The 26,370-nt window shown below is 65.3% G+C and carries 22 protein-coding genes; 3 read left to right on the forward strand and 19 right to left on the reverse strand.

The annotated features are described in order from the left end of the window. Nucleotides 1-234 precede the first annotated feature (234 nt). The 3 genes from CLI93_RS11075 to CLI93_RS11085 all read left to right on the forward strand — a co-directional run bounded on the left by CLI93_RS11075 (nucleotide 235) and on the right by CLI93_RS11085 (nucleotide 2,080). The gene (locus tag CLI93_RS11075) at nucleotides 235-1,221 is read left to right on the forward strand and encodes a phage antirepressor N-terminal domain-containing protein (RefSeq protein ID WP_172424287.1); all 987 of its coding nucleotides are present in this window, start codon (nucleotides 235-237) and stop codon (nucleotides 1,219-1,221) included. 149 nt (nucleotides 1,222-1,370) lie between these two features. Beyond that, nucleotides 1,371-1,664, forward strand: coding sequence for a hypothetical protein (locus CLI93_RS11080; protein ID WP_095542577.1), 294 nt, complete (start codon nucleotides 1,371-1,373; stop codon nucleotides 1,662-1,664). Continuing rightward, entirely contained in the window at nucleotides 1,664-2,080 is a 417-nt protein-coding gene (locus tag CLI93_RS11085; RefSeq protein ID WP_095542576.1) for a hypothetical protein, read from the forward strand. The genes CLI93_RS11080 and CLI93_RS11085 overlap by 1 nt, the downstream gene beginning before the upstream one ends. A gap of 18 nt (nucleotides 2,081-2,098) precedes the next feature. Here the strand turns inward: CLI93_RS11085 and CLI93_RS11090 are convergent, their stop codons facing one another. The 19 genes from CLI93_RS11090 to CLI93_RS11180 form a co-directional block, all read right to left on the reverse strand. Then, nucleotides 2,099-12,124: an LPD38 domain-containing protein gene (locus CLI93_RS11090; protein ID WP_095542575.1), complete on the reverse strand. Its 10,026-nt coding sequence runs from the start codon at nucleotides 12,122-12,124 to the stop codon at nucleotides 2,099-2,101. Between the two features lie 54 nt (nucleotides 12,125-12,178). Next, a complete protein-coding gene (locus CLI93_RS14950) occupies nucleotides 12,179-13,183 on the reverse strand; it encodes a hypothetical protein (protein WP_172424286.1) in 1,005 nt (334 codons plus the stop codon). A 394-nt stretch (nucleotides 13,184-13,577) separates the two neighbouring features. After that, on the reverse strand, nucleotides 13,578-14,384 hold the full coding sequence (locus tag CLI93_RS11100; RefSeq protein WP_095542574.1) for a hypothetical protein: 807 nt from the start codon (nucleotides 14,382-14,384) through the stop codon (nucleotides 13,578-13,580). A gap of 1 nt (nucleotide 14,385) precedes the next feature. Continuing rightward, entirely contained in the window at nucleotides 14,386-14,808 is a 423-nt protein-coding gene (locus tag CLI93_RS11105; RefSeq protein WP_095542573.1) for a GNAT family N-acetyltransferase, read from the reverse strand. Nucleotides 14,809-14,856: 48 nt separating this feature from the next. Continuing rightward, entirely contained in the window at nucleotides 14,857-15,270 is a 414-nt protein-coding gene (locus CLI93_RS11110; RefSeq protein WP_095542572.1) for a phage tail assembly chaperone, read from the reverse strand. Beyond that, entirely contained in the window at nucleotides 15,267-17,186 is a 1,920-nt protein-coding gene (locus CLI93_RS11115) for a phage tail tip fiber protein (protein WP_095542571.1), read from the reverse strand. The genes CLI93_RS11110 and CLI93_RS11115 overlap by 4 nt, the downstream gene beginning before the upstream one ends. Then, nucleotides 17,183-19,738, reverse strand: a complete 2,556-nt coding sequence (locus tag CLI93_RS11120; protein ID WP_095995892.1) for a hypothetical protein — start codon at nucleotides 19,736-19,738, stop codon at nucleotides 17,183-17,185. The genes CLI93_RS11115 and CLI93_RS11120 overlap by 4 nt, the downstream gene beginning before the upstream one ends. Before the next feature lie 17 nt (nucleotides 19,739-19,755). Then, nucleotides 19,756-20,280 (reverse strand): hypothetical protein, encoded by a 525-nt coding sequence (locus tag CLI93_RS11125; protein ID WP_095542569.1) that lies wholly within the window; start codon nucleotides 20,278-20,280, stop codon nucleotides 19,756-19,758. Further along, nucleotides 20,277-20,789 (reverse strand): glycoside hydrolase family protein, encoded by a 513-nt coding sequence (locus tag CLI93_RS11130; protein ID WP_095542568.1) that lies wholly within the window; start codon nucleotides 20,787-20,789, stop codon nucleotides 20,277-20,279. Before CLI93_RS11130 ends, CLI93_RS11125 begins: the two co-directional genes overlap by 4 nt. Beyond that, nucleotides 20,786-21,010: a glutaredoxin domain-containing protein gene (locus tag CLI93_RS11135; protein WP_172424285.1), complete on the reverse strand. Its 225-nt coding sequence runs from the start codon at nucleotides 21,008-21,010 to the stop codon at nucleotides 20,786-20,788. The genes CLI93_RS11130 and CLI93_RS11135 overlap by 4 nt, the downstream gene beginning before the upstream one ends. After that, nucleotides 21,003-21,353: a holin gene (locus CLI93_RS11140; protein WP_095542566.1), complete on the reverse strand. Its 351-nt coding sequence runs from the start codon at nucleotides 21,351-21,353 to the stop codon at nucleotides 21,003-21,005. The genes CLI93_RS11135 and CLI93_RS11140 overlap by 8 nt, the downstream gene beginning before the upstream one ends. Nucleotides 21,354-21,419: 66 nt before the next feature. Then, on the reverse strand, nucleotides 21,420-22,277 hold the full coding sequence (locus CLI93_RS11145) for a hypothetical protein (protein ID WP_095542565.1): 858 nt from the start codon (nucleotides 22,275-22,277) through the stop codon (nucleotides 21,420-21,422). Nucleotides 22,278-22,289: 12 nt separating this feature from the next. Continuing rightward, nucleotides 22,290-23,363, reverse strand: coding sequence for a hypothetical protein (locus tag CLI93_RS11150; RefSeq protein WP_095542564.1), 1,074 nt, complete (start codon nucleotides 23,361-23,363; stop codon nucleotides 22,290-22,292). Beyond that, nucleotides 23,363-23,659: a phage fiber-tail adaptor protein gene (locus CLI93_RS11155; protein WP_095542563.1), complete on the reverse strand. Its 297-nt coding sequence runs from the start codon at nucleotides 23,657-23,659 to the stop codon at nucleotides 23,363-23,365. Before CLI93_RS11155 ends, CLI93_RS11150 begins: the two co-directional genes overlap by 1 nt. Next, nucleotides 23,656-24,366: a hypothetical protein gene (locus CLI93_RS14955; RefSeq protein WP_143326413.1), complete on the reverse strand. Its 711-nt coding sequence runs from the start codon at nucleotides 24,364-24,366 to the stop codon at nucleotides 23,656-23,658. The genes CLI93_RS11155 and CLI93_RS14955 overlap by 4 nt, the downstream gene beginning before the upstream one ends. Nucleotide 24,367: 1 nt before the next feature. Next, on the reverse strand, nucleotides 24,368-24,802 hold the full coding sequence (locus CLI93_RS11165) for a phage tail fiber protein (protein WP_095542562.1): 435 nt from the start codon (nucleotides 24,800-24,802) through the stop codon (nucleotides 24,368-24,370). A 24-nt stretch (nucleotides 24,803-24,826) separates the two neighbouring features. Then, nucleotides 24,827-25,492, reverse strand: coding sequence for a phage adaptor protein (locus CLI93_RS11170; protein ID WP_476726708.1), 666 nt, complete (start codon nucleotides 25,490-25,492; stop codon nucleotides 24,827-24,829). After that, nucleotides 25,458-26,060, reverse strand: coding sequence for a hypothetical protein (locus tag CLI93_RS11175; RefSeq protein WP_143326411.1), 603 nt, complete (start codon nucleotides 26,058-26,060; stop codon nucleotides 25,458-25,460). Before CLI93_RS11175 ends, CLI93_RS11170 begins: the two co-directional genes overlap by 35 nt. A gap of 3 nt (nucleotides 26,061-26,063) precedes the next feature. Further along, on the reverse strand, nucleotides 26,064-26,354 hold the full coding sequence (locus CLI93_RS11180) for a hypothetical protein (RefSeq protein WP_143326410.1): 291 nt from the start codon (nucleotides 26,352-26,354) through the stop codon (nucleotides 26,064-26,066). Nucleotides 26,355-26,370 lie beyond the last annotated feature (16 nt).

The raw sequence follows: 26,370 nt of genomic DNA on the forward strand, positions 1-26,370 counted from the left end.
TTTGGCGACCCAACAAGTCAAAGGCGCAGCAAGGCCGCTCGCCTCTCATGGTGCAAGCGGCTTTTTTCATGCCCGTGCTGCGCGGGCGCGGCTTCCTTTTATGGCAGGCCGTGTGGGAGCCCGCAAGGGCTGCCGGTACCTTTGACCCGGTTCGCCAACCCGCACGCGCCTGCCACCCATCGTTTGGCGACGGTGAGCGGCAGGCTCCACAACCTGTTTGTCAAAGGAGCCATCATGGCTAACGCCCTCACCACCGTGGACTTCCACGGCCAAGCCCTTCTCGTCACCCTCATTGACGGTCAGCCTGCCGTAGCCCTGCGCCCCGTGTGCGACGCAATCGGCCTAGACTGGCAAGCCCAATTGCAGCGCATCAAGCGAAATCCCGTGCTGGCAGAAGGTGTGTGTATTACGACCACACCTTCGCAAGGCGGCCCGCAACAAACCACCTGCCTGCCCCTGAATATGCTCAACGGCTGGCTCTTTGGCATCAGCGCAAGCCGCGTCAAGCCCGAGCTGCGCGAGCGGCTGATTCAGTACCAGCGCGAATGCTTCGACGTGCTGGCCCGCCACTTTGGCGCAGCACCAGCCCAGCCCTACAGCGTCAGCCCCGACCAAACCCTTTCAGCCGAGCAAGCACAAACCCTGCGTAGCCTGCTCCAAGACTTTGCCAAGAGCATGCCCAAAGACCTGCAAGCGCAAATCATGGTGCAAGGCTGGAGCAAGCTCAAAGCCCACTTCAAGGTGGACTACCGCCACATACCGGCAAATCAGTTCACCGAGGCCGTGAGCATCCTCAGCCGCCACATCGCGCAGTGGGCACCAGCGGATCCGCAAAAAACCACCGCCCCGGCGCTCGACCTCACCGGCGGCCCGGCCATGCAAGCAGCCCACGAAGCCGCCTGCCAGTACATCGACAACCTGCGCAGCGGCCAGCAGCAGCGCTGGGACTTGCCCCCTGAAGTGCTGCAAGGGCTGGTGCTTGACGCCCTGATGAGCCAGCGCTTTATCGTCAGCTTCGGCTACGGCCATGGCATGAGCATCAACCCCATCGCCCGCGACGCCTACGTGCTGCCCAGCTCCAAATGGGCCAGCGCCATCGAATCGGGCGACGCGCACCTGCCACCTGAAGAACTGGCCCGGCTTGCCAACGTCTGCACCCAGCGCATGGCCCGCGCCCTGCAACGCAGGCTGCCGCCCGCACAGCCGCCCGCGCTGGCCTGAACCCCATTCCATCCATGCCCGCATGCCGCCTACCCCAGCAGGCAGGCAGGGCATGCCTCACCACAAGAAGGATCGCGCCATGAACTGCGCACATCCGTATTTCCACCAAGGTGGGGGACATTGCTTGCCTGACTACAATCGCGCACATCATGCCAATCTTCCAAATCACCCCGCTGGGCGACAACTACGACAGACTCAAGCAGGAAGTCGAGAGTCGCTTTGAGTCCAAAGATCGGCACACCCTGCAAGCAAAGGCCGGGTGGCTGGTGCGTTATGGCGGCACCACCATCGAAGTCTCCAATCTGCTGAACATCACCGGCCAGGAACAAGGCGAGAAGTCTCCTGTTGGCCCCACACTTGTCACCTCATTTGCCAGCTACTACGGGCGCGGCCCGTCGGACATGTGGGAATGGCTCAAGACCCGTATGGAAGGCACGGCGTGATGGCCACCACCCGCGCCAAAAAACAAGCGGCAACAGAAGAAGCCGTTGCCCCGCCAGCGATCATGACCACGCCTGCACAAATGGGCATGGCACATGGCATGGATGCGGTTTTCGTCTGGCAGCAAATGACCGATGTGCAAAAAACCCTTGGCGCTATCGACGCCAAGCTTGATCAGCACAAAGAGTCTGTTGCGAAACTGGAAGCAGACATCGCCCGCATCAAAAGCGACGTCTCCGAATTCAAGCAAATCAGGCACACCGCAAAAGTGCTTGCGTGGGTTATTGGCGTAGCCGCTGCGGCTTTTATGACCGTCACCGGCTACATCGCAAAAGAGGCATGGGGCATCCTCAAGCCCCATGCCATGAACGCCGTCGCCAAATCAGAACCTGTGACGCAAGCCAAATCGCGGCCCTGATCTGAGCGATCGCAACCCCTACCCCCCCTTGCGCCACATCTGCGCCTCCCGCACGATCTTGTCCACCCGGCGGGCGATCTCGTCGCGCCGGGCGCGCAGTTCCTGCAGGCGGCGGTTTTTCTCGGCTGCCGGCGCCGAGCTGGCCAGCGTCAGGCGCATTTGCTGGTTGATCAGCGTCACGCCCTTTTGCGCTTGGTGCAGCACCGGGTAGGCGGCCATCTCCGGGCGCGAGACCAGCTCCTGGTACCGTTGCAGCTCGCCCAGCCTGCGGGCGTTGCTGGCTGAGGCGTAGATCTCGTTGATCTCGCTTTGCAGGCGATAGAAGCGCTCGGCGTACTTGGATGGGATCGTGCCCGAGTCCTTGACCATATCACCCACCACGAACCAGTTGTTCACGCTGCTCAAGTCGCTCTTGGGCGATTCGGGCAAGTCCATCATCGGCCGCGCCATCCAGTCGCCTGCGTTGAGCGCCTGCACGCCCAGCCAGCCAAAGTAGCCCCGGATCAGGTGCTCGATCTTCTTGGGCGATGCGCCCAGCGCCCGGCCGGCCGCAATGGCCGCTGCCGAGGTGTTGGCATCGTAGCGATCCTCGGGCAGCAGCCGCTCCAGCGCCATGCCTTCGATGGCCTGCTCGCGGAACATGTCGTAGTTGAACCAAGCCTCGGCAGCGGGCTTGATGAGCTGCGGCGTCAGGTTCATCGACAGCGAGTTCATCAGGATCGACATCACCGAGTCCTTGAAGTCCTTGGCCTGGTAATCCCCATCCGAGAACACCAGCTCGGTAAAGCGCTCCACCACCGTGCCCATGGCCCCCACCTCAAACGGCTTGGGGATGTAGTACCACTTGCCGCCCATCTTCACCGGCCAGTAGGTGTTGCGGATGTAATCCGGCATGGCCCGGTACTCGTCATCATCGGCATTGAGCAGGTACAGCACAGCCGACGCCATGCCGATCAGCCCCGTCACCGCCCAGAACCGGCGCGGGTCGCGCGCCGCGCCGCGCACCAGGCGATCCATGCCCTGCACGCGGGCATTGGCAAACGGCACCACCTGGGCAATCGCGCGCACCGCCGCAAAGCTGCCCATGCTGGTGAAGTTCATCAGGTCGCGCGCCTCAAAGCTCGCCTCCAGGTGGCTCTTGGTTTTGGCCAGCGTGCGCTGGTAGATCACCGCCCGGTTGACCATCTCGATGCGGTCGCCCACCTCCTGATAATTGTTCAGCGCGTCCCCGAAAAACCGCCGGATCTTCTGCGGGGTATCGAGGATCTGCCCCTCCTCAATGCCCTTGGCAATCATGCGCTCGTAATGCTGTGCCTGATTGCCATCATTGAACGAGCCAAACCGCACCGCGCCGCCGCCGGCAATCAATTGCGCGCGGGTGTCGCTGCCCTTGGCCGTCAGCGCCAAGCCCTCCAATGCGTTGCCAATGGGGTCGTAGCCCACATCCGCCGTGGCCGTGGCCTGCAGCGTGTCCCGGATCAGGTTTCGGATGCGGAACACCGGAGAGGCCGTCACCCCCACCGTCAGCATGTGCTTGGCCTTGCCAGCCGTGCGCATCAGGGCATTGTTGTAGCCATTGAAGTTCAGCGACTCCAGCGCGATCAGCACCAGCGGATCATCGACCTGCCAATACACCTTCTTGCCGCCCTGCATCGTCCAGGTGCCGCCCTCGACAGGCTCCTTCACCTGCCGCGCCTCGCCCATGCTCTGGGCCGCATTCAGCGCATTGTTGGCCGCCAGGTTGCGCATGCTGGCCGTCAACATCGCATGCCAGTTGGCCATCAGGTTCTCCAGCGGGTCGCCCAGCTTGTCCGTGCCGCCCTCCAATCGGCGGATCACCTGCTGGCGCGCCAGGCCAGTGCCTTTGCTGCTGAAGTCAAACGCCGTGTTGTTCTCTGCCGAGACGCGGTAGAACGGCACATAGAAGTCGCTCTCCCACTGCTTGCGCGATTCGGGGTCGATCAGGCCCGCCGCCTCGGCAATGTCCAGAATCGAGCGGTTGTAGCGGTTCAGCGCCACCAACGCATTGTGGTAGGCCTCGGGCCGGGGCCTGCCGTTGGCCATCTTGCCGTAGAGCTTGTTCTTCATCGCCTCGATCTCCTCGGCGTTGAACAGGTTCTCGCGTGATGCAGCTTGCGCCTTTGCGCCCGGCTTGCCTTTGGCCGCTTGCAGCGCCGTGGCCTGGTCTTTGTAGCGCACGGTTGTACCGTCTGCATACGTCACAGTCCACTCCTTGGAGAGCCGGTCTGCCCGGTTGCCCACCACATACATGAAGAAGTTGCGCACCTCCTCGGTGCTGCCCAGCTGCTTGGACAGCTCGCCCAGGAACCCCTCGGGGTACTGGTCCGTCTCCACGGCAATGGCCCCATCCTTGAGCACAGGGATACCCAGCGTGGCCACCGCCTCCACCGCGCCATCCGTGCCCTTGGAGAGCTGCGCCTGCATCCAAGCCGTTTTGGAGAGGCCTTTCAGTGGTCGGAACTGATCCACCACCCCTTGCACCACTCTGTCGCGCGCGTTGTGCCCAATCTCGCGCACGCGCTCGCTCAATGGCTGCTTCTTCGAGTAGCGATCAAACTTCGATGCCGCCGACTTCTCCGCAGGCGACCAATGCTCGGGGATCTCCAGGCTGTCGTCCATCCAATCGCCCACCTTGTCCAAGGCGGCATTGGCTGCGGCGCGCACACGCTGGCTGCGGCTGAAGCGAACGTCCTGCAGGCCGGCCTGCACGTCCAGCGTCAGCAGGCGGCGCAGCTCGTCGGCCACCGCCTCGGGCGCGGCCTTGCCCTCCTGTGGGGATGGTGGTACAGTGGCTTTGCCTTCTTGATTTGTTGAGCCAGATCGCTCCACACCGCTTGCGGTGTCAGTCCTGGACACTCTCAGATCAAGAAGGCTTTTTGTTGCTTCGCGTTTGTGTGCGTTTTGCGCTATGCTCCAGCTGTCCCCTGAAGCGGATGAGCCAGACCGTTCGGATGCTTTTGCATCAACACTGGATACTCGGCGCTTCAGGGGACTTTCTACCGCTTCACGCTCGTGCGTGTTTTGCGCTATGCTCTGGGCGTCTCCTGAAGTTGTTGCGCTGTGTGGCTCGGATGCTTCGGCATCAGCAGCAGATACGCTCGGCTTCAGGAGATTTTCTTTGAGCATCACGCTGTGCAAGTACATGCGCTGCGTGTTGGCGTCCTTGCGCACAAGCACCGTCACCATGTTGTCGCTACCGTCAATCGTGACCGGGGCGGCAATATAGAAGCTGGTTCCATCGCGAGCATGCTGCGCCTGCATCACCACAGCCCCGCGCTCGATCACATCCTTGACAGCAGCAAACGCCGCGCGCTTGTACGCATTGGCCCCGCCGTGCGCCATCGACGACTTGGCCGCACGCTCATCAAGTACCACCTCCCCAATATCCTGGCGCGTGGCAACCCCGCCTTGGCGCGCAAACATCCGGGCCACGGCCTGAACCACATCGGCATAGCTGCCGCTTGGCGCATCCTTGGTGGCCAGCCTCGCCACCGGCTCGCCCTGCAAAATCCGCGCCTTCTCGGCATCGGATGCCGGCCGCGGCCTGCTGCGGCTCAAAGCCGGGCGGCCGCCGGCAACGCCGGCCTTGGCGCTGCGCTCCACCCAACGGCGCGCGGGCAGCAAATAGTTGTTGACGATCTCATCCTGGGTGAGCGCCAGCTCATTGAACAGCGGCACATGCTCGCGCAGCCAGGAGCGCATCGCCGCCACCGCGCGGCGCACAAAGCCCAGCTGCGGCTGATGCTGCGCCATAGAGGCCAGCACCTCCTCGGCCGCCTCATCGCGCTGCTCTTGGCTCATGCTCTTCCAAATCTCGGAATTGCTCGCCTCCTTGGCCTGCCCCAGGCCATGCAGGCCATACTCGCGCGCCTTGGCAATCACCTCCTGGGGCCGCGCCGCCTGAATATCGCGCAGCACCAGGGTCAGCCGCTTGCCAAACACCCCGCGCAAGCCCCAATGGCCCAGCGCCTCATGCAGCAGCACCCGCGCCACATCGCGCGGCTTGGGCAGCCGGTCAGCAATCAGGTACACCTTGCCATCGTGGAAAAAGCCCTCGGGCGCACCCTGGCCCTGCTTCGCCTGCACGGCGCTGCGCAGCTCCTCGGGGATGGCCTCATCGTGCAGGCTGGCGGCCACCACCACCTCCGGGGCATTCTTCCAGTGGCGGCGGATGCCATCCACCGTGCGGCGCACCTGCTCTGCGCGCTGCTGGCCCGCCGCCTGCTGCCGGCGGCTGTAGCGAATGTCCGGGTTTTGCGCGTCGAAATCGCCGCTGTTGCCGGTGGCAGACTTCAGACCGCGCGCATCGAACACGGCAAACTCAATGCCGCCATCCTCATCGATCGTGTAGGTGCCGCCATAACCCTTCGCCAGCAACTGCTGCGACAGGCTTTGCGCCCCTTTGGCCGTCAAATTCTTGAAACGCGCTTTATCTTCCTGGGTCAACTCCAGCGCATTAAAAGGGCGCGCAAACAGCTCCATCACGCGCGGTGCAGACTCTCCGCGCTTGGCCTTGGCGTAATACTCAGCCGTCCACCGGTCGCTAGTGACGTAGTGGCCGCGCCCCAACCAGCCTACGTCTTTTTTGTTGGGGTGTTCAACATCGAACGCGCTAAACGCATCTCGCGTTCCATGATAGAAAACTCGCGGCTCTCCGTTGGGAGAAACAAAGGGGAATCCTCTGGCAGCCCCCTGAGCCAAGCCACGATCTCCTCCCCTGTCTGAGCTTTGCGCAACTGCGCCAGTTCCTCTTGCTCCTGTTGTTCTCTCGTTCGCTTGATCGGCTTGCCAGTCATAACCCCACCATTTCTTGAACGCAGGCGTTCTGACCTGCACCCACTGATGGTAGGTCAGTTTCGTTTGCCCCTCTGCCTTGGCTTTCTCCCATGCCGCCTTGCCGCCATAGGCGCGCGCAGTTTGCTCAAACTCATGGCCGCCATCCAAGTGCGTCGCCAGCGGTTCGCCAGTGTCGGGGTCAACGGCCTTGGAAACCTCAGAAGGGTTGAAGGTCAGCAGGTTGTGCAATACACTGGCAACATCTCCTGAAGTGACCTTGCCAGAACTGGTTGCGCTTGCAGCAGTGGAAGAACTGGAATCCCTGGCCTTCAGGAGATTTTCTTTGGTCGTCACACTGTGAACATACATGCGCTGGGTATGTTCCTCGCGGTGTACCAGCACAGTCACCACATCATCGACACCACGGATCTTCACCGGCGCACTGATGTAGACGCTCTTACCGCCTTCACCCCGGGCGACAACCGCACCCTTCTCGATCACGGGAGCAACCGCCGCAAAAGCCTCCGCCTTGAACGGGTTCATGCCGTGGGCCATGGAATCACGCACGGCGCGCATGTCCAGCGCCACGTCACCAATCTCTGGGTTCGTGGCCTTGCCGCCTACCTTCTGAAATTGGGCCAGCGCCCATTCACGCAGTGCCGGGTAGCCGTGCGGGGCATCGTGCCCTTCCAAAACGGCAACCGCCGGGCCTTGCAAAACGTCGACGTTCTGCACCGCCTCCCAATCCCCGAACCACTGCTTGAAGCTGGGCGTGCGCACCTGCACCCATTGGCCGTAGCTCAGCTTGGTCTTGCCAGCGGCCTTGGCCCTGTCGTAGGCCGCGCGACCGCCATAGGCGCGCGCAGTTTGCTCAAACTCATGGCCGCCATCCAAGTGCGTCGCCAGCGGCTCACCAGTGTCGGGGTCAACGGCCTTGGAGACACCATCACCATTGACAGCCTCCACCATCTGTGCGAATCTTGCGTCAGCGCCGGGCAGCGGAGAGGACGCGGTTTCACCACCGCGCTGGAATTGACCAGACACCCTAGGGTCTTCTCCTTCAACCCCGGCGTTTTCTATTTCAACCGCTTCAATCAGGTACAGACGGTTGCCCTTGTCGGGCGAGACAAACTCCTTGCCCATGATCTTCACGCGCAGCACCTGGCCGTCAAACGGCATCGGCACCTCGAAGTGATGCACAGCCGCCATGTCCCCGGCGTCATGCACTTTCTTGGGCGCGCGAACCTCTCGCACACGCGCCAACGCGAACAGCTTGTCAATGTTGCCCAGCGCCTGCATGTGCGCCTGGGATGACACGGAGCGCTCCACGTTGGAGCGGCTCATCATCTTGGCGAACGACTCGCCAGATACCGTTGCCGTGAACCCGCTTTCCAGGTTCACCAACTCAGCCCCTACGATCTCTGCGCGCACTTCCTTGGCTTGGTTCGAGCCGCGCACACGGCGCATGCTCTTTGCCAGGCCCGCCAGCTCCCAATCCCCAAACCACTGCTTGAAGCTGGGCGTGCGCACCTGCACCCACTGGCCGTAGCTCAGCTTGGTCTTGCCAGCGGCCTTGGCCCTATCGTAGGCCGCGCGGCCGCCGTAGGCGCGTTCGGTGTCCTTGTACTGTTGCTGGGTCTGGCCCAGCTCTTGCGCTTGCCCCTTCTGGCGGCTCAAGCGCACATCGGGGCGATCTGCGCTGCCAGGGCCAGCCGCCGCCCCAGCCGCCGCCTCTACGCGCCCGTCTTGCCCTGCTGCTGCACCGCCTTGAGCGCGATCTGCTGGGCCACTTCCTGCTGCTCGGGCGTGGGCTCGCTCTGGTTGAGCCAGCTGCGCATCAGGCCCAGCCCGCCCTGGCTGCGCAGCAGGGGCTTGTCCTGACTCTGCTCGGGCTGCGCCGGGCTGGGCTGCGGGTTGTTGGTGGGCATTGCCAAACTCCTCAAAAAGCTGTTTTCTGGTCAGTGTGGGCTGATCGCCGAACATGCCGCCTTGCACGGCATTTTGCTGGGCAATCTGCACCTGCTGCAGCGCGCGCTGGGCAAAATTGCGCAGGCCATCGGCAATGCGCCGGGCAGAGCGGATGTTCTGGGCCATGAACTGGGCAATGACGAGCGCCTCCGGGTTCATGTCCAGGTCGAGATTTTGCACCTCCTGCGCCAGCGTGCGGCCCTTGCGCCGCGCGTTGACTGCCAGCGCCGCCGCATCGGCCACCGCCTGGCGAATGTCAAACTCGCCCGCGCCGGCCAGCTGGGCCATCGCCCCGGCCGAATCGGCCAGCGCCGCCATCACCGTGCGCGCCTCGGGGTCGGTGGCCTGCGCGTGCAGCTTGACCAGCTCATCATTGCCGTAGGCCTGCTTGAACGCCGCCGCCATCAGCCGATCCACCGCCTGGCGCGTGGGCGCGCCATCGGGCCCCAGCATGTTGCCGCGCTCGGCCTCGGGCATGGCATTGATGAAGCCGCGCAGCGACGCCGCCGTGGGGCTGCCATCCTCGCCAAACTCCAGCGCCGCCAGATTCACCCGCTTGGCATCGTTGCTGGCCTCCTCCAGCGGCGACAGGCGCGCCGTGGCCACCGTGTTGCTGCGGTCGCCAATGTCCGGCGTCACATCCGCCTCATCCATGATGCGCACCAGCATCGGCGATTGCAGGCGCTCGATGTGCGCCGGCTCGATGCCCAGCGACTGCGCATCCTCCATCAGCTCCTGGCGGTACTGGCCGGCCGTGCCCCGGTTGTAAGCCTCGATCAGCCCGGCGGCGCGGCCATTGCCCGCCACCGCGCGCAGCTTGCCCGGCTCGCCGGCCGCATAGCTTTGCACCGGCAGGCCATCGGCCGTGTTGGACGGGATCACATCCGCCGCATCCACCACCGCATAGCGCGTCTTCACGCGGTCGCCCCGGCCATCGGCCACCGTCTCCTCGCGCCCCAGAATCGAACTGGCCGGAAAATCCCCAAACACCACCGGCGCGCCCTGATCCATCGTGCGGCTCGGGCCAGTGCGCAGATAGTCCGGCTTCGCGGCAATCGCGTTCATCTGCTCGATGCTCGCCGCCGTGCTGCGGTCGCGGTTTTGCAGCACCATCTCCGCCGCGCGGCCCGGCACGCTCTGCGCCTGGCCAGCCTGCTGGGCTTGCTGAGCCTGCCCATCCAGCTCGGCCGCCTCGGCCAGCTCCTGCTCAAAGCTGCGCGCCGGCTGGGCCGCGGCCTCCTCGGCCTGCAACTGGCCCAGCCGCGCGCGCTGCGCATCCGTCAGGTTCTCGCCCATGCTCTGCAGCACCTCGATCTCTGCGGCGCGCGCATCGGCCGCATCGTCGATATGCACCCTCGTCGAAGGCGTGTCATGGCCAGCAGCGGCCTGCACGCCCGCCCGCTTGTCCCAATGGGCAATCAGCTGCGCCTTGCTCATCTTGGCCAGGTACGGGTTGGCCTTGAGCTGGGCCTCGGTCAGGATCTGCGCCATCGGCACGTCCATGGCCGCCTTGGCAAACGTCAGCCCCTTGGCGCCAAAATGGTGCATCGCATACAGGTTGTGGTTGTTCACCTCCAGCCCCTGGCTCTGCAACCGCTGGGCGTTCTGCCGATCCAGAAAATCGGCCATCTCCCCGCTGCGCTGCGGGTTGGCGCGCTGGGCCAGCAACTGCTCGCGCGTCAGCCCCTCGGCCCAATCGGGCTTGGCCTGCGCCACCACATCCAGCCAGGTGCCATCCAGAAACTGGTCGATGCCAAAGGCCGATGACGTCTTGGCCTTGGCCTGGGGGTTGCCGCCAGACTCCAGCGTGCGGCGATACTGCACATAACCCTCGCGCGAGAACGCTTGCTGGGCGGCCGGCGCTGCCGGCTGCTGCCCTTCGCCCGGCCCCTCGTCCAGCCCGTCGTCCGGCTCGTCGCCCTCCCCCTGCGCCTGGGCCGCGGCGGCACCAGCGCCCTTGCGCCCGCGCCAATCCAGCGCACTGCCCGCAGCGCCGCCAGCGCCCATGGCCGCGCCCGTCATCAGGCCGCGGGCCAACGTGCCGCCCAGGTCGAAGTCCGCATGCACATCGGCCTGCTGCTCGGCCCGGTGCGATGCCGCCTCCTCGCCCACGCTTTGCACCGCCTCTTCCGCGCCCTCCTGCGCGGCATTTCGGGGGATCGTCTTCAGCGTCGCCTTCTGGCCCGCCAGCAAAGCCGCCGACGCGTCGCCGCGAAACAGCCAGTTCATCAGCTTCCCGCCCGCAATGGTCGCCATGGCCGCAGGCAAAGTCACCTGATCGGCCAGCTCATTGGCCAGCCGCTCGCGCGCCTGCTTGAACGACATGCCGCCCTTGACCAACTCCTCAAAGCGCGGCGACTCCATCAACTGCGCATACGGCATCTGCGAAACCTTGCCGTACAACTGCTCGCGCCCCATCAGGCCCGACGTCGCCCCTTCGGCCAACAGCCCCGCCGTCGATGCCCTGGCCGTGGCCTGCGCCATAGTGCCGCCGCGCGCCAAGGTGGCCGCACCAACCGCGCGCGCTAAGCCAGCGCCGGCCAGCATGGCCGGGGCAGAACCAGCCACATCTCCAGCCAACGCCATCGGGTTCTGCGCATACGCCTTGGTCGTGCCCCAAAACCCCTTGGCGTCGGCCACCGCCTGCTGCTGCGCGGCAAACTGCGGGTTCATGGTCTGGTCGAAGTCTTGATACTCCGCCCGCGCTTTTTGGTTTGCGTCCAAATACCGCCCCAAAAGGCCCGCAACAACGTTGTTTTTCTCGTTCTCGGCCCGCTGCTCCGCAGCAAAATCCGAAGCCATCTGCGCCTGGCGCTGCAAGCTCTTGGAGTACTTGGCATCGCCACCGAAGAAGTTCCAACTATCGGTGATGCCACGATCCACCGCCGCGGCCGCGCTCAACGCATCCGCCAGCACCGAGGAAGTCGGCGCCTGCGCGCGCCGGGCCAGCGCCGCAGAAAACTCCAGCGCCCCCTGATTGAGCTTGGAGCCCAGCGCCATTGCCGTGTTGGCAACAGTCTCGCCCCAGGTGTATTCAGGCTTGGCCTCCGGCTGCGGCACAGGCTCGGGCTGCGGATTCTTCTTGGCAAACACCGCAAAGGGGTTTGGAACCTTCGACTCAGAGAGCGGAATCTTGCCGAAGGGGTTTTCCTCATCCTGTGGTGGAACTTGGTGTGTCTGCTGGGGCTTCTTGGCAAACACCGCAAAGGGGTTCTCCACCTTCGATTCGGAGAGGGAAATCTTGCCGAAGGGGTTCTCTTGCTCTTGGTTCGTAGGCATGCGCACGCTTTCCTGATAGTCAGGTCAGCATGCTTGCATGCTTGGAACCGCCAATCAGCGCCTCATTTGCAGCACCAGTTCGGCCATGCCGGGGCCGAATGTCTGATTGAACTGCTTGGCCAAACCCGGATTGGCGTGCAACCTGGCAATGTCCTCACCCGGAATATCCCCAAGCCTTTGCAGATCGGCCTCATGGGCGAGAAACTTCGGCAAGGCCGCCTGGTCGTCTGTTGCCCCGGTCATCTTCACGAAGTTGAGAAACGCATCCATGCGCTCGGGCTTGACCTCGTATGTCGTATTGCCAAACTGATCTCGCACCGGCTCGCCCAAGGCATGGCTCACGTTGGATGCGCTCCAGCGCACCTTGTCCTCGCCATCGCCGGCGCGGCGCTCCAGGCTGGGCTTCAAAACCCCCGCCCTGGCCGCCGCAATCTCCGCCTGGGTGCCGCCGCGCTTTCGCACAATATCGGCGAACAACTGCCCAGACAGGGCCGCCTGCTCCATCTCGTACTGCTGCTTGCGGGCCTTGTTGTTGGCCTCGGCCAAGCTCTGCTGGGCCGTGTAGCTTGCAGCAACAGCTGCGGCCAGCCCCTTGTTCACCGCGGCCAAATCCTCCAGCGCCGATGGGTCGCCGCGCTGAAGCTTGCGAACAGCAATCGCCATGTGCAGCAAGTTGTTGCCCGTCAGGGGCATGCTATCCACTCCCCCTTGCTCATTCGCCACCTGCAAGAAGGTCACGCCCGTTTTTTCATCTTGAACCGCCTTCACGCCCGGCACGGACTGCTGGCTGACGAAGGCCATCAAGCCCTTTGCATCTTCTCCATCCTGATTGCGCAGCACCCGCAGCCCAAAGTCCATATCCTCACGGGCATTGCGCTGTTGCTCGGCCTTTTCAAACAACGCGCCGGCCTGGCTGAAATTCCCTTTGCGCAGCGCCAGCGCGCCCAATTGCTGGTTGTACTCGCTGGGCTTCATGATCGAATTGATGATGTGCCCATGCTCAAAGCCATCGCCCGGCTGGCCGATGGCCGGCGTGGCCGCAGACAGGCTGCCCGGCATGCCCAGGCCGGCCACCCCAGGCGGCGCAGCGGGCGCTGACGCTGCGGCAGGCGCAGCAGCCGGAGCAGCCGGAGCAGCCGGGGCTGTTGCAGGGGCTGTTGCCTGGGCCTGCGCGCTCTTGGCCTGGCGCGACTGCTCCTGCAGCCGGCTGATCGCATCCTGCACGGGGTGCGCCAGCGCGTTGCCCTGCCCGCCAGGCGCCATCCGTTGCGCCAGATCGTCGTATTCCTTGGCAATCTCCGCCTCGCGCCGCAGCTTGCCCACCTCCAGGCTGTGCTTTTCCTGCTTTTGCTGCCGCTCCTCTTTCTCCTGATCCCACTTGCGGCGCAGCTCATAGCCCTGCATGCCGCCGCTCATCAGCCCCGTCAAAAACGCCGTTACACCACTGGACATATCACAACCCTAGTTTCTTACCCAAAAAAGCCCCGCCGATGGAGCCCAACGCCGTGCCAAACGCCTGCCACCCAGCGGCGCGGTTGGCCCTGTCTTGCAAATGCGCGTTCATCTGCACGCCGTACATGTTGGCCGCGCTGCTGCCCATCTGGCCTGCGGCGCCGGCCACGCCCTGGTGGGTCTGCATCATCCCGCCAATGCCCGCGTTGAAGGCGCTCAGCCCTGCGCCCATCGTGTTCACCCCCTGGCCTTGCGCGCCCATCGTCATCGACGGATAGCCCGCCAGCGCGTTGTTGGCGCGGTCGTACAACTGCAGGCGCTCGGCCCTGGCGGTATCGCCGGCCACCTTGCGCCCCTGCACGCGCGCCAGCGCCTCGCTGATGGCCATCGCCCCCTTGCCGGCCATCGCGCGGCCATCGTTGGGGTTGACCCCCATGCGCGCCATCTGCCTGTCCATCGCCTGGCGCTGCATGCCAAAGGCCTGCGCCACATCCGCATCCGACTGCCCGGCCAGTTGCTCGCGCCGGCCGGTCTCGCTGAACGTCGTCGCATCACTGGCAATCGCATCCTGAATGCCCGAGAGCTGATCGCGCTTTTGCAGGGCAAACTGCCGGTCTTGCTCATTCCAATGCCACAGCTGCTTGCTCTGCTCGATGGTCTGCTGCAACTGCTGGCGCTGCAGCGGCGCCATCTCCTCGGACAAACCCACCAGGCGCCGCACGGCATCGTTTTGAATGCCCAGGCTTTCAATCTGCGCGGCCACCAGCTCCGGCGGCGGCGCAGGGATCTTGCTCGACTTCCCGCCCATTTCACAACTCCAAAAACCGGCACTCCTGCCGCTTCATCGCATACACCAGCACATCGCCGCCATCGCTGGCCGCGCCGGGCAAGCAGGCCACCTGCCTGAAGCCCACATGCTCGTCAAAGCGCCGGGCATCGGCATTGCGCGCCTCCACCCAGCCCCAAAGCGTCTGCACCCCGCACACCTTGAACGGGTAGGCAAAGCCAGCGCGCAAAAAATCCCGGTTCAGCCAGCTGCGGCCATCCACCGCCGCCAGATGCACCCAGATATTGGCCCCGTTGAAACCCTCGTAGATGGCCGCGGCAATCACCTGGCCGTCACGCTCCAGACCAATGGCCCGCATCCCCTCCTGCAAGGCCAGCGACGGGATGCGCGCCTGCGCAAACGCCGCCACCCTGGGAAAGTCAAAAGTCAGAACACCGCGCGCCATACCCCGTTTATCGCAAGCTTGGAACGGCAAACAGCGTCGTTAATGCCATCAGCCATGCGAGGCCTCCGGCGCCACAGGCCACTGAATCCGCTCCGGGTCGGGCTGCTCGGTGATGTCGCGCAGCGCCTGGCGGTAGGCCAGCCACTGTGGCGGCACAGGCTCGCCCCGCTCCTGGGCGCGGGTGACGATCCAATCACAGGCGGCCAGCAGATGATCGCGCTTGGCCCGCACTTGCGCCCAGCGCGCTTGGGGCTGCACTGACGGCTCCTGCGGCGCATCCCATCGCTGCGTCTCCAGGTTCCACAGCGCGCCTGGCTGCGGCGGCGCTTGCATGGCCTGCTCGGGCGGCGGCTCAAACACCACCTCGCCGCCACTGGGGCAGGCCACCAAGTGCTCGGTTTCTGGCTGGCAAACCCCGAACTCGACCACATGCGGGCCGAGCCGCACATAAAACGCCCTCATCGCTTCACCCCCAGCAGAACAATGTCGCACGGCGCTATCCTGATGCCGGGGTCGCCACCCATGAACTGCACCTTCACCTCCACCGTGCCGGGGGACGGCATGTAGTGCCGCCAGTAATGCACCCCCAGGTAATAGCCTGTGTCGATGGCGCGCTCGGACACGATCTGGCCGTTGACCAGCAAGCGCGACCCAGCAACGCGCCAGCCGTGCCCATCCGTGCCAATATGCGCCACCACCATAATGAGCACGGCACCAGGCTGATCCAGATGGATGTGGGCCGAGGTGTAGTCCATCCAGTTGCCAAAACCACTGCCCCCCATAACCAGATCAGAACGCTTGTGGATGGGCACCGTCACCGCGTTGCCCGCGATCTTCAGCGTATCCACCGCCGCATAGCCGATGTAGGCATTGGTGATGGCCGCGCCCTCCATGAAGGTGTTGATGTTGCCCGCCGTAATCTTGTTGCGCAGGCGGCTGACGAAATCCTGCTCGCCCATCACCGTCCCGTCAGAGAACCGCACCGTCTCGCCAATGCTCGCGTAGTGCTTGCGCGCCATCGCCCCCAGGCCCGTCACCTTGTCGGCCGTCAGCCCGGCAATATGGTTGATCAGGTTGAAGTTGACGCTGCCCGCGTCCAGAATCACTCGTCCGGCGTTGTCCTTGATCGTCAACCCGCGCGTGTCGATCTTGCTGGCCGCCACGCTCCCGTTAACCAGCAAGTTCCCGTTAAGCACCATGCCGGGGTTGCGCCAGCTGCTGCCCATCCAAGCCTTCGTGGTCACCGTGCTGCCGTGGGTGAAAGTCACCGTGTCGCCAATCACCAGGTGATTGCTGTTGGACGGGCTACCCGTCTTGCCCAACGCCTGCCACACCGCCGCCGAGGCCGCCGCGTCGCTCCAGACGCCATTGCGGTACACGTCCACCGAACCGCGCAGCCCGTCGATCAGGCGCTTGCCGCCCGTGTCGATGCGCACATTGCCCCGGATGTAGACGTTGTGGTTCAGATAAATCCCGTGCGAATCCACCCCGAACGGGATGTGCGCCTGCGCCGGGGTCGTTGTCAGGCCGCCGGTGTAGGTGGCCGGGTTCACGATGGCGAATTTCTCCGCCGCCACGATGAAGGCGCTGCTCAGCCCCCCCGTGCCGTTGTCGCTCGCGGCCAGGCCAAAGCCCGCGATGGCCTTGCCCGCCTGCACCTTGAGCGTGTACTGGCCGCGCAGGCCCGTGATGCGATCAGCCTGCACCCGCATCTCCTGCTCCAGGGCGACGCGGCCGGGCGTGCCGTCCAGGTAGAAGCGCCCCAGCGAGGCTTGCAGCTGCGTGATCTTGCCCGCCATGGCCGAGTTGCCGTCCGCATAGGCGTAGCTCAGCTCGCGCAGGCCCGCTGCCGAATCGCCCACCGCCGCCGTCAGCTCCTGCACCACGGCCGCCAGCTGGCTGAAACGCTCGCGCTGCACCAGCTCCACGCGGCGAATGTCCGCGCCGCGCTTGCGCGCCTCCTCGGCAATGTCTTGCAGCACAATCTGCCGAATCTGGCCGGGCAGGTGGTCAAATCGGCTGGGGTCGTCCAGGCTCTTGAGCAAATCCTTGAACAGCGGCAGGCCCCGGATGGCGTCGATGAACTTCTCGATGTGGATCGTCGCCGTCAGGCCGCCGCCCAGCTCCAGGCCGATCTCGCCGGGGCCGGGTTTTTTCTCCATGCTCAGGTAGTGGCTGGCCACGTTGGCGCGCTCGAACTCGCGCACCGTCACGGCCCGCTCCTTGGGGTCGCCTCTCTGGCCCTCGCGCACCTCCAGGCGCTCGGCCACCTTGCGCATCCAGTTGCCCACCTCCGCGTCCACGGCGCGCGGCACTGCAGGCAGGCCCGGCAGTTGCGCCTGTCTGCCCTTGGGGCGCGATAACCACTGCCCGCTCATACCGACTGCATCTCCTCTGTGCTGCTGGCCAGTACCAGCTGCGTCACGCGCGGCTGGCCCTCGATCTCCAGCTCATGCTCCAGCCAGCGGCCAGGGGGCAGGCGCACCGGCCGGGTGCTGCTCACCTGCACCTCGTAACGCAGCGCGCCATCGCCAAACCAGCGCACCGTCACCGGCTGGGCGGGGCTTTGATCGCCCACCACCTTCAGCCAGGCAAAGGGCGCCTGGGCAGGCAACACATGCACGCGCGAACGCCAGCGGCCCGTGCGCCGCCCCACGGCAAACGCCTGGCGCACCTGGCCGCCAGCGGCCACGTACAGGTGATCGGTGATGCGGTCGCGGAACACCGCCGTCGCAGGCAGCGACACTGTGCCCAACTTGCGCGAGGGCACATCCAGCACGTAGCACTGCCCGCCCGCCCAGAAGTAATAGGCCCCGTCGTGCGCAGCCGCAAAAATCTGCGCGGGCCGCAACGCCTGCCACTCCTCGCGCGAGAAAAACGCCGCCGTCAGCAGCTCCACGCCCCGGCCGCTGGCCAGGCACAGCCCATCGGGCGAGGCATAGACCACGCCCGAGCCCACCGAGACGATGGAACGGCGGCTCACGCACGCCTGGTCGGCGTCGAGCTTGTCCGCGCTCATGCTGGCCGAATCCGCGCCCGAGATCAGGTACGGATTGGCCATCGTGCCCACGAACAGCGTCTGCCCAAACACCCCCAGCCCAACAATGGGCGTCTCGGTCGTGATCTGGTACTCCACCGGCCATGCATAGGGGTGGTACGGCTCGCAGAAGGCCACGAAGTTGTCCACGAACCCGGCCACAATCCCATTGGGCATGGCCACAACCCCGCGCAAATACGGGTCGTCGCCGCGCGGCGGCTTGATGCTCGCCGGGCTGCGGCTGTCCCAGCGATACGGCGGCTCGGCCCAGCCAATGGTCGGGCACACCTCGCCCAGCTGCTCGTTCTTCACCGAATCGGTGAAGCTCAGCTGCGTGGCCAGCAGCTCCTCCACGAACTGGAACGCCGCCTGCTCCGTGCCCGAGTTGCTGCGGTAGATGCGCCACTTGGTTATGTGCCGCCCCGCTGGCGGCGCCGGGCAGGTGATGGTCACCGAATCGTTCTGGTCGATCTCCACCAGGTCGCTCACCGGGCTGGGGGCCGACTCCTCGCCCCAGTCCGTCACATACGTCACCATGTAAAAGCGCGTCTCGATGCGCCGGTCTTCATCCACCTCCAGCAATCCCTGGCCGTCCTCGCCCTTGGTCACCTGCGTACCAATGCCCTCACGCACCGCCTGGGCCGCGCCCTCCAGGCGCTCGAACCACATCGCCTCGATGCGCTTGGAGGCCGTCTCGATCTCGGCAATCAGGCGCTGGGCGTTGGCCACGGCCGCCTCGCGCGTGCCTGCCACATCCTCATTGCGCAGCAGCCGCTGGCGCTCCTGCTCGCGCCACTGGGCAAAGCGGCGGTCGTACTCCTCCCACTCCGGGTCGGTCTGGGCATTGGGGCCACCGAAATTGATGTGCCGCAGCCGGGCCGGGGGTTTGGGCCGGGTGGAGTCGTCGTAGTTGGATTCGTCCAGCTTGCTGACGTACTCCCCATCCAGAATCTTGCGCAGCTCCTGCAGCTTAGTGTCAATCTCCATGCGCAACGGCTGGATGTCGGCGCTGTCCGGGCTCAGATACTCGCGCACCGCCCGGTCGAAGGCCGCCGCGCGGGAGGCGTCGAACAGCGCCGTGCCCTTGGTGGGGTGCTCGATGGTCTGCAGGCGCTCAACCAGCTTGGGCGCGCTGTGCCCGGCCGGGGCCGGAATGTGCCCCCAGAACGGCAGTGCAGGCACCAGCACGCGCCAGATGTTCTTGTCCGAGGTGGGCTGGCGGCCAAACAGCCCGGCCATGCCGATGGAGCCCTTGCGGTTGACCTCGACGTGGTAGGCCATCATCCACGGGTACAACGCATCCTGGTCGTAGCCGTGCGCGGCAAACGCGCCCGCCCAGGGTTTGCCGTTCACCCAGCGGCACAGGCGCTGGTGCGCATCCTGGCTCGGGTCGCCCCAGATGCACTGCTTGACGATCTCCGTCACGCGAGGCAGAAACTCCGCCTCGAACCACACCTGCGCATCCTCGCGCGTGAACTGCGGCGCCATCTGCGCGGCCAGGCCAGGCTTGGTCGGCGCGGGCACGCCCAGCAGGCGGTCGGCCCCAGTCACGTCGATCACGCGTGGGGGCTGCACGCCGCTGTTGTCCGTCACCACCGTGCGCTCGGTGGCATCGTCGTTGAGCTGGCTGGCCACATGGTTGAAGTCACCCTCCAACGCCAGCCAGCCGCCCTCGGCGCCCGTGCGCAGCACCCCCTGGGCCGAGCGGCTCATGCGGTAGAGCGTTCGCGCGCCCACAGGCGCAGCGCCCACACTCCGGTCGTCCTGCAGCGGGCGAAACTCGCGCGCGCTGGCCATCAAGTCGTGGTTGGTCTGCGCCGCGCCCTCGGCCAGCGCGCGCGGCGGCACGCGCGGGGCAATGCCGCCGAATTCATCGATGCGAATGACTGGCATGCGCCCTACCCTCCGCTTCAATCCTGCGGCCGCGCCAGCAACGCCCGGTCGGCGTCGATCTGGGATCGCAACAACTTCACCTCGGCGTCTCGCCGGTCAAGATCGCCTCGGAGTCCTGCAACCACCTCAACCCCTCGGACAATGTGCGCGTCGAGGGCTGCGTGTCGATCTGCAACACGCTCGCAGGCAGCGGCGTTGGCTTGGGCCATCTGACGGTAAGTGGCGGCTCGGCGCTCGGCGTTGAGGCGCAGCCGCTCAGCCACAGCCAAGTCGCGCCGCACAGCAGCATCGCGCGCCAGCGCAGCCATCTCGAATGCTTGGCCGTTGGCCAGGGTTGCTGCTGCATGTTCTGACTCCTTTTCTGCGGTTTCCTGTTCGGCCTTGAGCGCCGCCTCGGCACGCTGTTGGCGATCCTGGGCCACGGCCATTTGCAACTCACGGTGCGCCTGGCGCTCCCAATGCAGGCGCACCGTCTGCGCCATCAATGCCGCAACCGCCAACGCCCAGCACAGCGCTGCCACATTCAAACTCTTGAGGATCATGGCTGCGCCTCCAAGCACGCCTTGTGCCGCGCCAACTGGCGCGTCCACACCCCCATGCAGCGCTTGTTGCCCGGCGTCGAACAGTCGTAGCCGGCCACGAAGCGATAGCGCAGCAGCGCATGGCAGGCCGCACGGTGATTGCCCGCCAGAATCTCCCGGCGCATGCTCGACTTGTTCCAGGCCCCCATGCCGTACTGGTATACCCAGTCGACGTATACGTCGTACTCGCCCTGGGTCAGCGATGCACCGGGCAAACTGGCGCGAAACCGCGCCTCATCGCCGCTGATGTGGGCATGCGCCAGCTGCAAGGCATTGACAGGGTCGGTGCGCTCGCCCATGCGCACCGGGCGGCCATCCTCATGCACCGTGGAGCCAAAACCCAGCGTCGGCACATCGCCCTTGGTCGGGATCACCGCGCGGCTGGTATAGCCCTCATAGCCCACCAGGCCGATGAACGCCGCCGCGCTCAGCGCCAGCCCCGCCACAGAAACACGGCTCTGCTGCTTCATGCCTGGCCCTCCTGCAACTGCGCAATCAGGTCGGGCCGAAACCCAGACCAATGCTGGCCTCCCTGCGTCACCACCACAGGCGCGCTCTGATGGCCCAGGCTGCGCAGATACTCGGCGTGCTCGGCCGCATCCAGCACTCGGTAGGCAATGCCGCGCCGATCCAGGGCGCGGCAGGTCATGCGGCAAGGCTGGCAGTTGGGGGCGCTGTACACATCAATCATCGCCGCCCTCCTCATCACCGCCGCCTGCATAGCGCGAGAGCATCTTGCTGTCGTGCAGCTCCTGCTCGCGCTTGTCGCGCCTGGCCGCATACTCGCGCTTGATGGCCAGCTCCTGGCGCCGAAAATAGATGTTGGCTGCCAAACCCAAGATGGCCGCAATCGCGCCCACCAGGCCCAAAAACTGGTTGGACAAAATCCACGACCACGCCGTCGAGCCAGCGCCGGCCATCCACGTCTTCGCGCCTGCTGATGCCAGCACATGGCTGGCCGCAGCCTGCTGCGCGTCCGTGCGCGCATGGGGGCCGTAGAGCACGGCCAGGGCAGAGGCCGTTTTTCTAAACATGACAGGCCAATCCTTTGAGTTGTTCCAGGCAAGGTTTTGCCATGCTTGGAACCGAGCCCGGCCGGATCACTCACCCCGATACGCCGTCACCGTGTAATTGCGCCCGCTGATGTTGAGGTAGCTCGTGCGCAGCAGCACGCCGTCCTCATTCACGTAGTTCTCCTCGGGGATGTGCAGGTGCTGCACCACGGAGAAAATCCGCCCCCTGTACATCGGGCACAGGTACGCCTGGTTGCTGGTGCGGTCGGTGAAAATCATCAGCCGAGGCTTGAACGGGCAGCCAATGTTGCGGTTGGCCTGGCTGTTGCCGGTGTAGGTACCCGTCCAGATGCCGTCGCCCTGCGAAGGAAGGGTGATGCCGTAGAAATCCAAGATGCTGCCCTGATACCTGGCCGCCTGAAACCCACCAGCGGGGTGCACGCCCGCCAGCAGCGCCGGGCTGCCAGCATTGGCATACCATGTGCCTTGGGCTACAGAGTTCGAGGTGCGTCGGTCTGGCGAGCCTGCCGTGCGCAGCACCAGGTAATAGGGGTTGGGTTCTGAGCTGTAATGCAAGCGTCCGAAGTACGAGCTGACGTGGTACACCCCGCGAGTGACGACCAACAACAGCGATTGCTGCCCTTGGGCCACCAGCCCAGGGGGAATCTTCAGCGTCCGCGCATACTTGTCGTACCAGAGGTGTCGCACCTCAAGCGCGTTGCCCGTCATGTCAGCCCAGGAATGGTTGCGCCCAGCTCCCACAGAAAGCGCCAAATAGTGGGTGCCGTAAGTGCCCAGGCGCAGCAGCATCGCGCCAATGTCTGTCGAAAACTCAGGCAAATCCAAATCCAGGGAGAGCGTCTGCTCCTGCGAAGAATGGTTCACAACAGCCGTGGCCAGCCACGGCAGGGGCGCGCCGTCGGCGGCAAAGAAATGGTGCAGCATCGGGCGCTCTCCTCAGGCGTTCCAGGTGCCGGGCGAGGGCTTGGCATACCACAGCGCCCGGTCGCCCGGAAAATGAACGTGCTGGAAATGGATCACCGAAGTCCGATTCGCTGGAAACACCGGGCTGGCCCGATTGAGTCCATCGGGCCAGGCCACCACTGCGTGCGCGGCAATCGTGACATTGGCCTGCGGGCGCAGGTACACCAGCACCGACCGCCCCTGATCGGTCGAGTCATTGAGCCCGCGCGAGTAGGTGATGGTCATGGTGTTTGCTGTGCCCGGACGCAGGTACTGCAGCCCCCAATAGGCGTTATCAAGGTTGATGGTGGTGTTCTGGGAAGTCAGGCTGGGGTCGGGTATGTAAGGCGATTCCTTATGGCCGGAAAACGTCTTGTTCCTCAGCTCCATCGGCGTGTCGGCCAACGCCAGGCGCTGCCAGGGCTGCCAAGCCCCAGAGCGCTTGCGGCGGTAGTAGATATGTTCACCCACAGAGTGCAAATAACTCACACACTGCAGTATGTCCTGAAGGTTGGCGTTGGAGACCCATTGCTGCACCACCACCCATCCGGCACCTGCGGGGACGTTGGTCAGGTTGTGGCCAGCAAATGCCGTGGTTTTGTATGGCAGGTGGTTCAGGTCGAGGTTCGACCTATGGGGCAGGTAATCGCCGATCCCGTGGTCACCCACGCGCAGCACATGGCCCGCCGTACCATCGCCGGTACTGGTCGTCAACGCCGCATATGCCGCAGTGCCGAACGCCGGTTTGCCCTGAACCTCTCCCCATTGGGGCGGAGCGTCCCAACGCTGCGCGTCGGCGGCCGTGAGGCGCTGGCCCACCACCGAGCCGCGCGCAAACGAGCGCGCCACCGTGCCCTCGCGCCCGCGAATCACCGTCAGCGCAGAGCCGTTGCTGGCCGTCACCTCCACAATCTCGATGCCCACCTCATCCTGCAGCACCGCCGTCATGCGGTCGCTCGAAGCCAAGGCGGGCATGCTGCCGCCTGGCGCCAAATGCAGCGTCGTGGTCGAAGCGCTGATATTGCTGGACAGCTCAGCGCGGGCCGCGTTGAAAAACCTGCGTGCCATCAGAAATCCTTCACGATAAAAACCACTTCACTCTCATCGCGGCGCCCGGCCGTGGTCACCACCTGCACCGTCACCTTGTAGCGCCGCCCATGCGCGCCGCCCGAGACCCACAGCTTGGCCGTGTTGGGCGAGACCTGCACCTCATCGACCACCAGGCTGTCGTCGCCGGGGTGCGTCAGGCACGTCACCACGGTATCCGCCCCGTCGAGCTGATCGCCCGCAGGCAGCCACTCGTGGTAGGTGATGTCGTAATCCTTTCGGTCATGCGGCTGCTTGGTGAATTTCGCCAAAATCATCGGTAGTCCTCTGCACTGCGCCCCTCGAACGGGCGCTCGATCTGCCTGGGCTCAAACGGCCGCAGCGCCGCGTCGTAGCCTGGCGGCAGCGTCAGGTAGCGCAGGCTCACATGCGGCTCGAACACCGCTCGCAGCACCACCTGCGCATCGCAGTTGACGGCGGCATACCCCACCGCCTGCGCTTGCGCAACGGCATGAATCTGCGCCTGCACCGAAGCCACGGCGTACGACACCGCCTGCACCTGGGCGCACGCCTGCGCCTGCGCCTGGGCCGACACCGCCGCCCCTGCCTGGGCGTCCACCACCACCGCCAAAGTGGCGTGCGCATCCGAGTCATTGAGCGGATGCGCCTCGCACACCGCCCGCAGCCAGGCATGGGCCTGCTCATACACCCCTAGGCCCACATCCGCATGCACATCGGCAGCCAGTTGCGCCTGCGCGTCGCTGCAATGCAGCGCCATCGCCTGGGCCTGTACCTGGGCGCGCAGCCGCGGCTCAGCCCAAACGCTATAGACCGAATACCCCGATGCAGACGCCTGGGCGCGCAGTTGCGCCGCTGCACCCGAAAAAACACTCAGCCCGGCGTCGGGCTGTAATCGCGCCGCAAGGGCGACATCCGCGCTGGAGCCAGGGGGGTCGTACTCGCGCGCCAGCTCCGCCCAGGCCAACTCCCAGGCGCCAAGCTCCAGGCGGGCGGGCTGCCACATATCAGCTCGTCAGCACCGTGATGCTGGTGCTCTGGCGCAGGCGCGCCGCGCTGCCGTTGCGGTACTCGATCGGATGCGACAAGGCCGCGCGCAGCAACACCTTGCCAGTGCCCGAGACATTGGTGCCGATGGACACATGCGTGGCCGTTCCGCCCGCGCCGCCAGTCATCTCGCCAAACTCCACCGTGTTGGCCAAGGTCGCCTTGTTGCCCGTGATGCTCCAGCCAGCGGCCGAGCGCTGCAACGCCACGCGCGCATAGCCCGTGTAGTTCACCTCGTGGGTGGATTGGTTGCCGCCCGCGCCCGGGTCGGCCGTATGCAGCGCCAGGTACAGCGCCTGCGCTGGGGACGAATGGTTCTGCGCCAACGAGGCAATGGCCTGACCGTGCAGCAGCAGCTTGAGCAAATCGCCAGCAAATTCCGCAGAAAACGCCATGGCAAATCCTTTCCAAAACAAAAATCAAACCGTCGGGTCGGCCGTCGTCGAAGGCCTGGGCGCCACCACGCCCAGCGCCTCGGTGAACGCCCCCCAATGCGACGAAGCCAGGGCGCCATTGGCCCCGTACTCCGCATCCTTGGACCAGGCGCGAAACAGCATGTAATGCCGCAGCGCCTCGGTGAACTCCTCGCGCATCGTCACCGGCCCCGCGCCCGTGGCCTGCACCGACTGCGGGTTGCGCGCCACAATCGCCACCACCTGCACCCCCTCGCGCACCGGCGGGTACACATCAAAGCGCATCGGCGTGCGCGGATCCTGAACAAAATGCACCACCGCATCGCGCAGCGGCCCACTGGCCCAGCCAGGCGCGCTCGCATCCAAATCGGCGCGCGCCACCTGGGAAATCGCCCGCTGCCTCCCCTGCGCATTGCGCACCAGCTCCAGCAGCCCAAAACAATCGGCGGGCACCTGCTGCTGCACACCCGCAGCCAACTGCAACAGCCGCTGCTGCGACGTGGCCGCCGGCATCTTCGAGAGCGCATAGCGCTGCCCGTCATTGATGTAGCCGGCCAGCTCCGCCACGCTCCAGCGCACATGCTCGGCGTCCTGCAACTCCTGCGCCACCGAATCGATCAACGCCCCAGCCTGCATCTCAGCACCATCCAATCCGCGCCCTGCGCGTGCCATCGGTATAGCCACGCCAGGCGCGCGTTGCAGCCTGGCTCACGCCCGCAGCAAACTCCTGCGCCAACGCTGCTGCCATCTGCAAATCCGTCCACGGCCTGTCGCGGTCGGCCATGCAAATGGACTGCACCCCCAACGCCAACAGAGCGCTGTACGGGTCAAACACCTCATCGGGCAAGCCAGGCGCGCCATCGACCGGCAGCAGCACGGCGCGAAACCGCACCTGCCCCAGCGGCCCGCCCTCTGCAACGTGAAACACCACGCGCCCGGGCACCACATGCCCGCCGGCGGTATCCTCAGGCGCTGCAGGCGCAAACCCCCAAGGCAGCATCTGCCGCGCCCGGCCATCGACCGTCATCGCCTCCAGCACCTCCACCTGCGCGTGCATCGGCACATCCACGTCGTACTCGCCCGGCCCCTGCACCAGCGTCGGCTCCGTCCACACCCGCCACACCCGCGCGCGCCGGCACAACTGCTGCGCCGCGCGGATCAGCGCGCGCTCCAGGCGCGGCAGTGGCACGCTGGGCAGCGCAGGCAGCACATCCGGCAAGAGGGCGTCCACCGTGCGCACGCATCACTCCTGCGACTGCGCCTTGGCTGCGCGGCGGCGCGGCGCCCGCTGCGTGGCGGCAAACTCCTGCGCACCATCGGCCACCTCCGCCGTCAAGCGCTGCGCCTCATCCTCATCATCGGCGACGGCCGGGTAAAAATGCCCCGTCGCCAATGCATGCGCCACTGCCGCACCATCGGCCACCTCGGCCGTCAAATCGCCATGCGCATCGCGCGCAAACAGCCAAGCCTGGCCGGCGAACTCAAACACCACCGTGCCATCGCGCCGCGGCTGCAAACTGCATACCAATCGCATCCCTCACCCCGCGAAA

The sequence above is a fragment of the Vandammella animalimorsus genome (assembly GCF_002288875.1).
Classification (GTDB): Bacteria; Pseudomonadota; Gammaproteobacteria; order Burkholderiales; family Burkholderiaceae_C; genus Lampropedia; species Lampropedia animalimorsus.